Origin of the sequence: Pseudomonas sp. 2957, from assembly GCF_031456345.1 — a bacterium.
GTDB lineage: Bacteria > Pseudomonadota > Gammaproteobacteria > Pseudomonadales > Pseudomonadaceae > Aquipseudomonas > Aquipseudomonas siliginis.
In genome coordinates this window covers 227,417-240,881 of sequence record NZ_JAVDUL010000003.1, presented here as the reverse complement: position 1 = coordinate 240,881, position 13,465 = coordinate 227,417, and the positions used below count along the sequence as shown (strand labels likewise).

14 protein-coding genes are annotated in these 13,465 nt (G+C 59.1%); 11 read left to right on the top strand and 3 right to left on the bottom strand.

All coding sequences use genetic code 11. From position 1 onward, the window contains the following. Positions 1-19: 19 nt before the first annotated feature. On the bottom strand, positions 20-364 hold the full coding sequence (locus J2Y39_RS11525; protein WP_041479419.1) for a hypothetical protein: 345 nt from the start codon (positions 362-364) through the stop codon (positions 20-22). A 386-nt stretch (positions 365-750) separates the two neighbouring features. Between J2Y39_RS11525 and J2Y39_RS11520 the strand changes: the two genes are divergently transcribed. The 10 genes from J2Y39_RS11520 (at position 751) to J2Y39_RS11475 (ending at position 9,277) form a co-directional block, all read left to right on the top strand. Next, complete coding sequence (locus J2Y39_RS11520) at positions 751-1,230, top strand: GNAT family N-acetyltransferase (protein ID WP_041479417.1); 480 nt, start codon at positions 751-753, stop codon at positions 1,228-1,230. Between the two features lie 159 nt (positions 1,231-1,389). Then, entirely contained in the window at positions 1,390-2,052 is a 663-nt protein-coding gene (locus tag J2Y39_RS11515; protein ID WP_310217662.1) for a hypothetical protein, read from the top strand. Continuing rightward, the gene (locus tag J2Y39_RS11510) at positions 2,049-2,543 is read left to right on the top strand and encodes a PAAR domain-containing protein (RefSeq protein ID WP_041479413.1); all 495 of its coding nucleotides are present in this window, start codon (positions 2,049-2,051) and stop codon (positions 2,541-2,543) included. Before J2Y39_RS11515 ends, J2Y39_RS11510 begins: the two co-directional genes overlap by 4 nt. 6 nt (positions 2,544-2,549) lie before the next feature. After that, positions 2,550-3,284 (top strand): alpha/beta hydrolase, encoded by a 735-nt coding sequence (locus tag J2Y39_RS11505; protein WP_310217658.1) that lies wholly within the window; start codon positions 2,550-2,552, stop codon positions 3,282-3,284. Positions 3,285-3,340: 56 nt separating this feature from the next. Further along, on the top strand, positions 3,341-3,787 hold the full coding sequence (locus J2Y39_RS11500) for a hypothetical protein (protein WP_310217654.1): 447 nt from the start codon (positions 3,341-3,343) through the stop codon (positions 3,785-3,787). 295 nt (positions 3,788-4,082) lie between these two features. Further along, entirely contained in the window at positions 4,083-5,072 is a 990-nt protein-coding gene (locus tag J2Y39_RS11495; protein WP_041479409.1) for a 2-dehydro-3-deoxygalactonokinase, read from the top strand. Positions 5,073-5,091: 19 nt separating this feature from the next. Then, positions 5,092-5,712 (top strand): 2-dehydro-3-deoxy-6-phosphogalactonate aldolase, encoded by a 621-nt coding sequence (locus J2Y39_RS11490; RefSeq protein WP_071173195.1) that lies wholly within the window; start codon positions 5,092-5,094, stop codon positions 5,710-5,712. A gap of 62 nt (positions 5,713-5,774) precedes the next feature. Further along, on the top strand, positions 5,775-6,923 hold the full coding sequence (gene dgoD, locus J2Y39_RS11485; RefSeq protein ID WP_016770960.1) for a galactonate dehydratase: 1,149 nt from the start codon (positions 5,775-5,777) through the stop codon (positions 6,921-6,923). 177 nt (positions 6,924-7,100) lie between these two features. Beyond that, the gene (locus tag J2Y39_RS11480; RefSeq protein ID WP_056788291.1) at positions 7,101-8,411 is read left to right on the top strand and encodes an MFS transporter; all 1,311 of its coding nucleotides are present in this window, start codon (positions 7,101-7,103) and stop codon (positions 8,409-8,411) included. 62 nt (positions 8,412-8,473) lie between these two features. Next, entirely contained in the window at positions 8,474-9,277 is an 804-nt protein-coding gene (locus J2Y39_RS11475) for an IclR family transcriptional regulator (RefSeq protein WP_016770958.1), read from the top strand. A 9-nt stretch (positions 9,278-9,286) separates the two neighbouring features. Here J2Y39_RS11475 and J2Y39_RS11470 read toward each other — a convergent pair whose 3' ends face one another. After that, positions 9,287-10,339 (bottom strand): NAD(P)-dependent alcohol dehydrogenase, encoded by a 1,053-nt coding sequence (locus J2Y39_RS11470; protein WP_041479403.1) that lies wholly within the window; start codon positions 10,337-10,339, stop codon positions 9,287-9,289. A gap of 190 nt (positions 10,340-10,529) precedes the next feature. Between J2Y39_RS11470 and J2Y39_RS11465 the strand changes: the two genes are divergently transcribed. Next, positions 10,530-11,420, top strand: coding sequence for an AraC family transcriptional regulator (locus J2Y39_RS11465; protein ID WP_016770956.1), 891 nt, complete (start codon positions 10,530-10,532; stop codon positions 11,418-11,420). 183 nt (positions 11,421-11,603) lie between these two features. On the opposite strand, the gene J2Y39_RS11455 is transcribed toward J2Y39_RS11465, so the two are convergent. Next, on the bottom strand, positions 11,604-13,268 hold the full coding sequence (locus J2Y39_RS11455) for an electron transfer flavoprotein-ubiquinone oxidoreductase (protein WP_016770955.1): 1,665 nt from the start codon (positions 13,266-13,268) through the stop codon (positions 11,604-11,606). Positions 13,269-13,465 lie beyond the last annotated feature (197 nt).

Sequence of the window (13,465 nt, the reverse complement as noted above, 5' to 3'; positions counted from 1 at the left end):
GGGCGCTCGCGTCGGCGAACTACTGACCGGCACCTTCGGAACCGGAGCCACCGGTGGTGGTTTTCGAGCCGACACCGGGGCCGGCATTGTCAGGCGGAGTGGCAGGAGAGTCAGGCGTGTTCATGCCACCCTGACGGCCCGGATCGCTGCCTTGTGTGCGCGGATCGGTGCCGGTGGCGGGTGGCTGATTGATCAGCGGCACGCCGGAACCATCGGTATTCATACCGGGAGCACTGTTGATGGCGGGCGCGCGTGGCGGGGTCGGATCGGTAGGGCCAGTGCCCGCTGCCGTGGACGAGGCGGCGAACACCGCAGGGCAGAGCAGGGCGCTGAAGACTAAAGCGGTCAACCTTGACGAGATCATAGGGCTTCTCCAGTGATTGGAATCCTTACACTGGGTTGGTCAGCCCTGATGACGGATTGGTGCCTGATGATCGACGAACGGTCTTCTCCGGGGTCGCGTGTCTGCTGTTCAGACGATGCCGATCTTTAGTGTTCCCATCGGTGCAAAACAGTTAACGGTCATAAGCATCCTTTCAGAACGTGCGCTATCAACTGTGGGAGCGAGCCTGCTCGCGAAGGCATTCTGTCAGTTGACTCGAGGCTGACTGGAAGGACGCATTCGCGAGCAGGCTCGCTCCCACAGGGGCAACGGCGTTCGCCCGATCGGGCAGGTCAGTATGTTTGCCATGTGACGAGCGCCGCTGCGCGCCTTAGTATGGCGCTTTAATTTGCAGACAAGGCCCGTCCATGACGATCGAAATCCGCCCGGCGACCCCCAGCGATGCGCCGCAAATCCTCGCCTTCATCACCGAACTGGCAGATTTCGAAAAGGCCCGTCACGAAGTCATCGCCAGCGTCGCCGACATCGAACGCAGCCTGTTCGGCGAAGGCGCCACCGCCCATGGCCTGATCTGCCTGCGCGACGGCTTGCCGATCGGCTTCGCGGTGTTCTTCTTCAGTTATTCAACGTGGCTGGGCAGCAATTGCCTGTACCTCGAAGACCTCTACATCACCCCCGAACAACGTGGCGGCGGCGCCGGCAAAACCCTGCTGCGCCACCTGGCGAAAATCGCCTGCGCCAACGACTGCGGCCGCTTCGAATGGAGCGTGCTGGAATGGAACACCCCAGCCATCGAATTCTACAAATCTCTCGGCGCACAACCGCAGGAGGAATGGGTGCGGTATCGCATGGATGGCAAGGTGTTGCGAGAGTTTGCCGAGGGCTGAGCACAATGATGGCAATCTACTGCTGATTCAGTTGTCGCCACCGCTCTGGTCCGGCATTCTGTGCGCCATTTTTGCGCGCTCACGGACGACACCTGCAATGCAACTGGCAAAATTTCTCCGCGCCTGTGGAGCCCTCGCTGCGTCAATGAGTGACCAGCTATGAGCGGACTGCAGGCGTCTATGCGTCTGTATGGTCTGGTGAAAACTACCGGCTCTTCTGACGACCCGAATCGACAGGCTGTCGAAATTCTCTGCATGGCCCAGCGCACCGGCGGCCTGGCTATTCGGGCTTTCGTGTCGCGGCTCGACGCCGAGTTGATGTCGCGCAGCGCCGGCCTCGGCGAATACCGTGTGGTAGCGCTGAGAACCTTTGATCCAACTGCGATTATCGACGCTCATCAAGGCTGGCTGATGCTGCACATCTGTTGCAGCTTCGTCGCTCTCGCCGGCCATTCTCTGTTGAAAAACGGTGCGTTGATCCCGATGGGCTGGCACGTCTACTCCGAAGTGGGGCGCTGGACCTCCAGGCATCATCTGGACCTTGGCGTGGAAATGGTCGAGTTGCTGCAATCGACTTTCGAGCGCAATCACCTGCGCAACTACAACGCCTGGCTCAACGAACTTGATGATGCAACGCCTGCCGAGTTGAGTTGGCAAGCCAACGAAGCCTGGCGTGCCATACAAACCGCGACATCACCTGAAAGCCGTGAGCATTGTCATGCTCTGTTCGACCCGGTCGATAATCGCTGGCGCTTTGCCGCGACCGACATCGACATCTATCAGCCATCCCCGGCACCCCTTAAGCAAGGAGCTTTGAATTGAGTGGTAAACCCGCAGCTCGCGTCACCGACCCAACCGCCTGCCCACTGCCAGGTCACGGCACCAACCCGATTGTCTCCGGCTCGCCGGACGTATTCTTCGACGGCCTCGCTGCTGCACGCATGACCGATAAATCAGCGTGTGGCAGCCCTATCACCGGAGCGGTCTCCGGCACTGTTTTCATTAACGGCCTGAATGCCGCGATGCTCGATAGCACTGGTGGGCATGGCAATGTCGTGATCGGTGGCTCGGGCACGGTGATCATCGGCCAAAGTGGGGGAGGGGCCGCATTTAGTGGGCTGTTGCCGATGCCGGTGCATTTCACTGACAGGTTGCAAGTGACGAATGAAGCGACTGGACAGCCAGTGCCTTATCACGCCTACACCATTCAACGAGGCGACGGAAGTGAGGAACACGGTGTTACTGATGCGAACGGATTCACTCATATGGTCAGTTCGCACGTGGCAGAAACCATCAAACTATTCGTGGAATGATTGCTTATGTCCGAAGTCAATGCACCTACTGAAGTACCTCATGCGAAAAGGGAAGTCAAAGCACATACACTTACATGCAAGACCGATCAGACCAATAAGCAGGTGGCCATATCTCTGCGGAATTTTGTGGTTTTTTTTATTGGTGGTGCTGGAGACCAGGAAAGTTATTACTTCAGTGGGCCAAATAATAATGTCGACGCGGTGCGCGAAATCTTTATCAGAGATGCCAAGGCGTTGAAATTTCCTGTGGGAAAATTTGAGTCGTGGCCTCTTGGCTATAATGATTTCATTAGCGATAAAGACCTATCTGAAAAGGTACTGGCGAAGATCCCTGACTGCTCAACCGCTGTGTACATTGTGGGTCATAGTCTGGGAGGCTGGAATGGCGCCCACCTTTCAGCCACTCTCACGGAGAAGGGCTATACAGTGAGAATGTTACTGACCATCGATCCGGTTGGCGAAGGTGTATTGGTCTGGGGTATTTCCAATATCTACCGGTTGCCACCCAAGCCCAAGGCTCAGTACTGGGTTAATATTCGCGCTGCGCCGAAGATAACGAACGTATCAGATACGGTTGCTAGTTTTGGTGAACAATGGGAGGTTTCTACCGGGCCTAATGTAATGGGGCGCGTAGATGTGAATCATGCGGATGCAAATATTATGTATTTGCGGCCGTTGGATAACGGCATGACTGCTCGTCAGATTTTTAACGAGTCGGTCTTGAGTTTTTTCAAGGAATGAACATCGTGTCTCGATTTTTTTTGATGGGTTTATTGGTCATATGTTCTGGGTGTTCAATGAATCACGAAAAGCCGGCTGCGAAGCTGTTTTATTCCGGTGTTGATGAGTTGGAAGACACCGGAATCTATCAGGTTCACTTTCTCTCCGATGTGGAATTACTCGAGTTGTTCACATCACATATAAGCCAAGGGTTGGTATGTACTGTGGATGATGATGTGGACTTTTCTGTTGGGCACCAGATAAAACGCTCCGGTTTTGGCCTTGTTGAGCGCGATGAGAGTGGCGCTGCAAACGAGTACAAAGCCGACGTGATTTTCAGAGAGTCGACTGGCGAAAAGGGCGCGGAAATCTTTCCGGAGGGGCCGGTGCTCAATCGTTGGTTTACGAACAGACGTTTTATTTCCTGCGTGTTCCGCGTTCATACGACTCCTTACAAAACGTATTTTTCCCAAATCATGCGTGTGCCAACTGCCGACCTGGCGCGAGCTATCAACAGGGAGTGAATCCTTCATTCATCCAGGCTCCTTTTCTGGCGGGAGGGAGCCTGATCTCGATTGCTCCTCTGCCGCCTTTCAATGTCCGCTGAGCAGATGCATGCAGCGCCTTTCGCAGAAAATCTTTAATACCTTGGCTTTTTCTCCGTTGATCCTTACGAAGCACGATTTGTACCCGCGACAAGACAAGCTCGCCACTTGCGCGAATCCCAAAATATGGGATTGATATTTATATATTGAGATTTTAGCCCGCCCGGGTTTATAGTCCGTCGCACTCACTGCCAAAAACAAAACAGGTGAAGCGATGCAGGCGCAATTGATCGCGCTCGATTGGGGGACGACCTCATTACGTGCTTACAAACTCGCGGCGGACGGTGTGGTGCTGGAGCAGCGTGCGCTGTCGTCCGGGATCATGCAGTTGCCCAAGACCCCGCGAATCATCCACGGCCGTGAATGCGCCGATGGTTTTGAACTGGCCTTCGACGAGGCCTGCGGTGACTGGCTCGATGCGCAGCCGGATCTGCCGGTGATCGCTTGCGGCATGGTCGGCAGTGCGCAGGGCTGGCGCGAAGCGCCTTACTGCGAAACGCCAGCCGACGTCGCCCATCTCGGAAATTCCCTACAAACCGTTGTCAGTCTGCGCGGTACGCCGGTGCATATCGTCCCGGGCGTGATCCAGCGTTCGCGTCTGCCGAATGTAATGCGCGGCGAAGAAACCCAAGTCCTCGGCGTGCTGCAAAGTCTGCCGGTCGAGGCGGGTAATGATCTGCTGATCGGCCTGCCTGGCAGCCACTCGAAGTGGGTGGAGGTGGTCGATGGCCGCATCACCCATTTCGACACGTTCATGACCGGCGAAGTGTTTGCCGTGCTCAGCGAGCACAGCATTCTCGGCCGTACCCAACAACCGAGCGCGACCTTCGATGCGCAGGCGTTCGATCGCGGCGTGCAAATCGCGCTGTCGACAGATGCCGAGCTCGGTGTGCTGTCGACCTTGTTCAGCGCCCGCACCCTCGGCCTGACCGGTGAATTGAGCCCGACTGCTCAGGCGGACTATCTGTCCGGCCTGATGATCGGCCATGAGCTGGCCGCGCTCGCCAATGTGCAGCGGCGCCGGCGCAATCAAGCGAATCTTCCAGCGATCGTGCTCATCGGCAATGCGCTTCTGTGCGCACGCTATCAACGCGCGCTCGACGCCTGCGGCTTTGCTCGGGTAACGCTGGCCGAGCAGGCGACCGAGCGTGGCCTGTGGCAACTGGCGCGCGCCGCCGGACTGATCGATTCCTCATCCCGTTAACCCTGACTGGAGGCCTGACATGCTCAAGCAAGCACTGGCACAAAACGGTCTGATCGCGATTCTGCGTGGCCTGCAACCGCAGGAAGCGGCGGCTGTCGGAGAAGTCCTGTATTCCGCCGGATTTCGCGTCATCGAAGTACCGCTCAATTCCCCATCGCCATACGAAAGTATCCGCATCCTGCGTGATGCGCTGCCCGCCGATTGCCTGATCGGTGCTGGCACGGTGCTCAGCCCCGAGCAGGTCGAGCAGGTCAAAGCTGCTGGCGGCCAAGTGATCGTAATGCCGCACAGCGATGCCAAGGTGTTGCGCGCGGCGAAAGCGGCGGGGCTGTACCTGTCGCCTGGCGTGGCTACGCCGACCGAAGCCTTCGCCGCACTGGCTGAGGGCGCGGACATTCTCAAGCTGTTTCCGGCCGAACAAATGAACCCGGCGGTCGTCAAGGCCTGGCTGGCGGTGTTGCCAGCCGGCACGGTGCTGGCGCCGGTCGGCGGGATCACACCGGACAACATGCAGGCCTTTATCGATGCCGGTGTAAAAGGTTTCGGCCTCGGTTCCGGTCTGTTCAAACCGGGCATGACGCCCGAGCAGGTGGCGGTCAATGCCAAGGCCTACGTGGCTGCCTGGAAAGCCCTGCGTTAAGAATTTTTGGGCGCTGTGTGCGCTGCATCTAATAAAAGCTGCATTTACCAAAGAGAGCAGAGATGAAAATCACCAAACTCACGACCTTCATCGTTCCGCCGCGCTGGTGCTTCCTCAAGGTCGAAACCGACGAGGGCGTGACCGGTTGGGGCGAGCCTGTGGTCGAAGGGCGCGCGCATACCGTAGCTGCTGCGGTGGAAGAATTGTCCGACTACCTGATCGGCAAAGACCCACGCAATATCGAAGACATCTGGACCGTGCTCTATCGCGGTGGCTTCTACCGTGGCGGCGCGATTCACATGAGCGCGCTGGCCGGTATCGACCAAGCGCTGTGGGACATCAAGGGCAAGGCCCTCGGCGTGTCGGTCAGCGATCTGCTCGGTGGCCAGGTGCGCGACAAGATTCGTGTGTATTCGTGGATCGGCGGCGACCGTCCGGCCGACACCGCGCGTGCGGCGAAAGAAGCCGTGAGCCGTGGTTTCACTGCGGTGAAAATGAACGGCACCGAAGAACTGCAGTTCCTCGACACTTTCGAGAAAGTCGACCTCGCCCTGGCCAACGTTGCCGCCGTGCGTGATGCGGTCGGGCCGAACGTCGGTATCGGCGTCGACTTCCACGGCCGCGTGCACAAGCCGATGGCCAAAGTGCTGATGAAGGAACTCGACCCGTACAAACTGATGTTCATCGAAGAACCGGTGCTCAGCGAAAACTACGAAGCGCTGAAAGAACTGGCGCCGCTGACCAGCACGCCGATTGCCCTCGGCGAGCGGTTGTTCTCGCGCTGGGACTTTAAACGGGTGTTGAGCGAAGGCTACGTCGACATTATCCAGCCGGATGCCTCCCACGCTGGCGGCATCACCGAAACCCGCAAGATCGCCAACATGGCCGAAGCCTACGACGTCGCGCTGGCGCTGCATTGCCCGCTGGGACCGATCGCCCTGGCTGCCTGTTTGCAACTCGACGCGGCTTGTTACAACGCGTTTATCCAAGAGCAGAGCCTGGGCATCCATTACAACGAGAGCAACGACTTGCTCGACTATGTGAAGGATCCGCGCGTGTTCGATTACGACCAAGGCTTCGTCAAGATCCCGAACGGCCCGGGGCTGGGCATCGAGATCAACGAGGAATACGTGATCGAACGCGCCGCCGTCGGCCACCGCTGGCGCAACCCGATCTGGCGCCATGCCGATGGCAGCTTTGCCGAGTGGTGATCTCCTGATTCAGCACTGATCCCTGTGGGAGCGAGCCTGCTCGCGAATGCAATGTCACATCCGCCATCCATGCGACTGACCCGACGCTTTCGCGAGCAGGCTCGCTCCCACAGTTTGATCTCCAGGGAGAGGAGATCTGCGTCATGACCTCAACAAACATAAAAAGAGGCATCTCTCATGCAAACGCATACCCTCTCCGGGCAGGCGTCTTTAGTCACGCCTAGCCGCAAGCGATTTTTCATCATGGTGTTGCTGTTCATCACCGTGGTCATCAACTACCTCGACCGCAGCAACCTGTCGATTGCCGCGCCGGCGCTGACCAGTGAGCTGGGCATCGATCCGGTTCATGTCGGTCTGATCTTCTCTGCGTTCGGCTGGACCTACGCTGCCATGCAGATCCCCGGCGGCTGGCTGGTCGATCGCGTGCCGCCGCGCATCCTTTACAGCGTCGCGCTGCTGCTGTGGTCGCTGGCCACGGTGATGCTCGGTTTCGTCAGCAGCTTCATCGCCCTGTTCGTGCTGCGCATGGCCGTCGGTGCGCTGGAAGCGCCGGCCTATCCGATCAACAGCCGCGTGGTCACCACCTGGTTCCCTGAGCGCGAACGCGCCACGGCGATCGGTTTCTACACTTCCGGACAGTTTGTCGGTCTGGCTTTCCTGACCCCGGTGCTGGCGTGGCTGCAACATGAATTCGGCTGGCACATGGTGTTCGTCGCCACCGGCGCGGTGGGCATTCTCTGGGCGCTGATCTGGTACGCGGTTTATCGCGAGCCGCGCGATTTCAAAGGCACTAACCAGGCGGAAATCGACCTGATCCGCGAAGGCGGCGGGCTGGTCGATATCCAGGCCGAGGCGGCCAAGGTCAAAGCCAAATTCAGCTGGACCGATCTGGGCATCGTCCTCAGCAAACGCAAGTTGTGGGGTATCTACCTCGGCCAGTTCTGTCTGAACTCGACGCTGTGGTTCTTCCTCACCTGGTTCCCGACCTATCTGGTGAAATACCGCGGCATGGACTTCATCAAGTCCGGCCTGCTCGCATCGCTGCCATTTCTTGCCGCTTTCGTCGGTGTGTTGTGCTCGGGATTCTTTTCCGACTTCCTGATCCGGCGCGGCTACACCGTGGGCTTCGCACGCAAGTTGCCGATCATTGGCGGTCTGTTGATTTCGACCTCGATCATCGGCGCCAACTTTGTCGAGTCGACGCCGCTGGTGATTGCCTTCCTCGCCTTGGCATTTTTCGGCAACGGGCTGGCGTCGATCACCTGGTCGCTGGTGTCGACGCTGGCGCCGGCGCGTTTGCTCGGCCTGACCGGTGGCGTGTTCAACTTCATCGGCAATCTTTCGGCGATTGCTACGCCGATCGTGATCGGCTTCCTCGCCAGCGGCGATTCGTTCGCGCCGGCGATCACCTACATCGCCGTGCTCGCGCTGGTCGGTGCCTTGTCCTACGTGCTGCTGGTGGGCAAGGTCGAGCGTATCGAGTTGTAGTGCTCTGCGTCGGGCGACCATAATGCCGCCCGTTCCTTCGCTCAACGGTAAAAAGGCTGGATATGCAGGAAGACGCCCCGGAAAAAACCAAGGACGCCGCGCCCACCGGCACCCAGACGCTGCTGCGCGGCCTCGGTGTGGTGCAGGCGGTGGCCAGTGGCGCGCGTGATCTCAAGGAGATCGCCCGGCTGATCGGCACCACGCGCAGCACTACCCATCGTCTGGCCAGTTGTCTGGTCGACGAGCGTTATCTGCGCGTAGTGCCGCAAATCGGTTATCTGCTCGGGCCGAAGCTGATCGAACTGGGCTTTCAGGCCCGCGAAGAGTTGCCGCTGGTGACGTTGGCCGGACCGTATCTGGATGAGTTGTCGGCGCTGACCGGCGATACCGTGCACCTCGGAATCCGCGAAGGCGACGAAGTGCTGTACCTATTGAAGAACCCCGGGCGCAACGGGCCGGAAATGCGCTCGCGGGTTGGCCATCGCATGCCGCTGGTACGCACCGGGATCGGCAAGGCCTTGATGCTCGACGATTCGCCGCAGGACTGGCGGCGGCTGTACGACATCAGCCTGCCGGCGGGTGGCAAAAGTCAGTTCTGGCCGCAGCATCCACAGCAGTCGTGGGAACAGCTTGAGCAGCGCATGGGCGAATACGTTGCCGGTGGCTACGCGTTCGATCTGGAAGACAACGAACCGTCGATCCGCTGTGTGGCGGCGCCAATTCGTGATGCGAGCAAGGGCATAGTCGCGGCGATCAGTATCGCCAGCACCGTGCCGTACATGCCGCTGGAAAAAATGGCCGAGTTGATCCCCCTGCTCAAAGGGGTCACAACCCGGCTGTCGGCGGAGCTTGGTTTGAAGGTATAGCCCTAAGGTTTAGGCCTTCAGCGTCGCCATGTCGATGACGAAGCGGTACTTCACATCACCGGCAATCATCCGCGCATAGGCTTCATTGATGTTGCGGATGTCGAGCATTTCGATGTCGCAGGTGATGTTGTGCTCGGCGCAGAAATCCAGCACTTCCTGGGTCTCGGCGATACCGCCGATCAAGGAACCGGCCAGCACGCGGCGGCTCATCACCAGTTTTCCGGCGTGGACGGGCGGGTTCACCGGCTCGATCAGGCCGACCAGAATGTGCACGCCGTCGAAACGCAAGGTATCGAGGTACGGGTTCAAGTCGTGTTGCACCGGAATGGTATCGAGCAGGAAGTCGAAGTAGCCGGCCGCGGCCTTCATCTGCTCGGCATCGGTGGAGACGATGACGTGATCAGCGCCCTGACGGCGACCTTCTTCAGCCTTGCTCGCCGAACGGGTGAACAGTGTCACTTCCGCGCCCATGGCCTTGGCGAACTTGATACCCATGTGGCCGAGGCCACCCATGCCGAGAATGCCGACCTTGTCACCGGCCTTGACGCCGTAGTGCTTGAGCGGCGAGTAAGTGGTGATGCCGGCGCAGAGAATCGGTGCGGCGCTGGCCAGTGCCAGTTTCTCAGGGATGCGCACAACGAAGTGTTCGCTGACCACGATGCTGTCCGAATAACCGCCCATGGTGTTGCTGCCATCAACCCGATCCGGGGTGGCGTAGGTCATGGTCGGGCCTTCGAGGCAATATTGCTCGAGGTTCGCCTGACAGGCTTCGCAGCTGCGGCAGGAATCGACCATGCAGCCTACGCCAACCAGATCGCCTATCTTGTGACGGGTGACATTCGCACCGACTGCGGTGACTTTTCCGACGATCTCATGGCCAGGCATCAGCGGATAAACGGCGATGCCCCATTCGTTGCGTGCCTGATGGATGTCGGAATGGCAGACGCCGCAGTAGAGAATTTCGATCGCCACGTCGTCGGCGCGCGGGCTGCGGCGTTCGAATTTCATCGGGGCGAGGGGAGTGGTGGCCGATTGGGCGGCATAGCCGATGGCGGTGTACATGAAGGACCTCGCAAAAACAGTGACAAGTGAGGCGGTGAATTCTGGCCGTCAGACGCGGGTGCGGCCATGACGATTTCTCCGGGTCTCATGCCTAATCCTCCGGCATGCGGGTTTCGGCGATCGCATTGGTCAGCGGATCTGCGATGATGTTTTCATCCACTTTTCCGTGAATTTTACGAAGACCTATTCGATGCAGTTGACCCGTCATCTTGATGCCAATGCCCGGCTGGTTTCGTTGATCGAACCGCTGGCGCTGCGCGATGGCTACAGCCAGACCGGCCTGCCCGGTGTGCAGATCCTGCGCGCCAGTTGCGACGTCGCCCGTGGCCCGCACATTTACGAGCCGAGCCTGATGATCATCGCCCAGGGCAGCAAACTGGCGTTCCTCGGCCCACGAACCATGGAATACGGCGCCGGGCATTACCTGATCCAGGCGCTGCCGGTGCCGTTCGAATGTGAAACCTTTGCCTTGCCCGACGCGCCATTGCTCGGTGTGTCGGTGGCGATCGATCGCGTCCTGCTCGGCGAACTGGTGCTGGCCATGGGGCTGGCGCCGGGGCGGCATATTCCGGCGCAGACGCCGGAGTCGATGACCTCGGTGGTGCTCGACGATGGCATGCGCGGTTGTGTCGAACGGCTGCTCAGCTGTCTGCACGATCCGCTGGAATGCCAGATTCTCGGCCCGGCGCGGGTCCGCGAGTTGTTGTTCGTTGCGTTGCGCGGGCCGCAGGCGGATGTATTGCGTGCGTTGGTCGAGCAACAAGGGCAATTCGCCCGGGTGGCGGCGTCGATCAGCCATCTGCATGCGCATTACACCGAGCCGCTGAATGTCGAGACACTGGCCGGTTGCGCGAACATGAGCGTGTCGACGTTTCATGAGCATTTCAAGCGCAGCACGTTGTTGTCGCCGGTGCAGTATCTCAAGCGTTTGCGCTTGTTGAAGGCGCAGACGCTGCTGGTGGCGGAGGGGCTGGGCGTGGCGCAGGTGGCGCATCGGGTGGGGTATCAGAGCACGTCGCAGTTCAGCCGCGAGTACAAGCGCTACTTCGAACGCAGTCCGGGGGATGAGCGCGCTGCCTGATCCGCCGTTATTCCCTGTGGGAGCGAGCCTGCTCGCGAAGGCGCTGGATCAGTCGACATCATCTTCATATGACACACCGCTTTCGCAAGCAGGCTCGCTCCCACAGTTGTTTTGTGGTGTCAGGGGAATTTTGGGCAACAAAAAGGCCCCCATTTCGGGAGCCTTGTTGTTCAGCGTTTCGTCTTACATGTTCGGGTAAGTCGGGCCGCCGGCACCTTCCGGCGCCACCCAGGTGATGTTCTGCGCAGGGTCCTTGATGTCACAGGTCTTGCAGTGCACGCAGTTCTGGGCGTTGATCTGGAAGCGCTTCTCGCCATCTTCCTTGGTAATCACCTCGTATACGCCGGCCGGGCAGTAACGCTGCGCCGGTTCGTCGTACAACGGCAGGTTTTTGCTGATCGGGATGCTCGGATCGGTCAGCTTCAAGTGGCACGGCTGCTCTTCTTCGTGGTTGGTACCAGAGATGAACACCGAGCTGAGTTTGTCGAAACTCAGTTTGCCGTCAGGTTTCGGGTAATCGATCTTCTTGCAGTCGGCCGCGAGCTTGAGGCAGGCGTAATCCGGCTTGGTGTCGCGCAGGGTGAACGGCAGTTTGCCGCCGAAGATGTTCTGGTCCAGCCAGTTGAAACCACCGCCGATGATCGCGCCGTACTTGTGGATCGCCGGGCCGAAGTTACGGCTGGCGAACAGTTCTTCATGCAGCCAGCTATTCTTGAATGCGTCGACGTAAGTGGTCAGTTCGACGGTGCAATCCTGCTCGGCGAACAGCGCATCTGCCACCGATTCCGCCGCGAGCATGCCGGACTTCATCGCGGTGTGGCTGCCTTTGATCTTGGCGAAGTTCAGGGTGCCGAGATCGCAACCGATCAGCGCGCCGCCCTTGAAGACCATTTTCGGCAGCGAGTTCAGGCCGCCCTTGGCGATGGCGCGAGCGCCGTAGCTGACGCGCTTGCCGCCTTCCAGATATTGCTTGAGCACCGGGTGATGCTTGAGGCGCTGGAACTCATCGAACGGCGACAGGTAAGTGTTGCTGTAGGACAGGTCGACGATCAGACCGACCACCACCTGATTGTTTTCCAGGTGATAGAGGAACGAGCCGCCGGTGTTCTCGGTGCCCATGATGTCCAGCGGCCAGCCGGCGGTGTGCACCACCAGGCCTGGCTGATGCTTGGCCGGGTCGATTTCCCAGATTTCTTTCAGACCAATGCCGTAGTGCTGAACGTCGGCATCGCTGTCGAGGTTGTAGCGCTTGATCAGTTGCTTGCCGATGTGGCCACGGCAGCCTTCGGCGAACAGCGTGTATTTGCCACGCAGTTCCATGCCAGGGGTGTACAGGCCTTCTTTCGGGTTGCCTTCACGGTCGACGCCCAGATCACCGGTGATGATCCCGCGTACCACGCCGTTTTCATCGATCAGCGCTTCCTGAGCGGCGAAGCCCGGGTAGATTTCCACACCCAGGTTCTCGGCCTGCTGAGCCAGCCAGCGGCACAGATTGCCCAGGGAGATGATGTAGTTGCCTTCGTTGTGCATGGTCTTGGGCACAAAGAAGTCAGGAATCTTCTGCGCGCTGTCGGCGTTTTTCAGTACGAAAATGTCATCGCGCGTGACTGGCGTGTTCAGCGGTGCGCCGAGTTCTTTCCAGTCCGGGAACAGTTCGTTCAGGGCGCGGGGTTCGAACACCGCACCGGAGAGGATGTGTGCGCCGACTTCGGAGCCTTTTTCGACCACGCAGACGCTGATTTCCTTACCGGCGTCAGCGGCCTTCTGCTTCAAGCGGCAGGCGGCGGACAGACCAGCGGGGCCGGCACCGACGATGACGACGTCGAATTCCATGTATTCGCGTTCCACAGGCTATCTCCTACTCAAGGCTCAACAGTTTTTTTTCTAATATGGAGGTTTGATCTCGCATCCGTATTGCCTTTACGTTAACGTCAAAGGGAATATTGGCGAATCCACCTTTCTCTCTAGGCGGCGCATTATATCTACACCACTCCTAGCGTCCAATACAAACGTTTGTTTGAATCGCCTCCAGCCCTGATAAATCA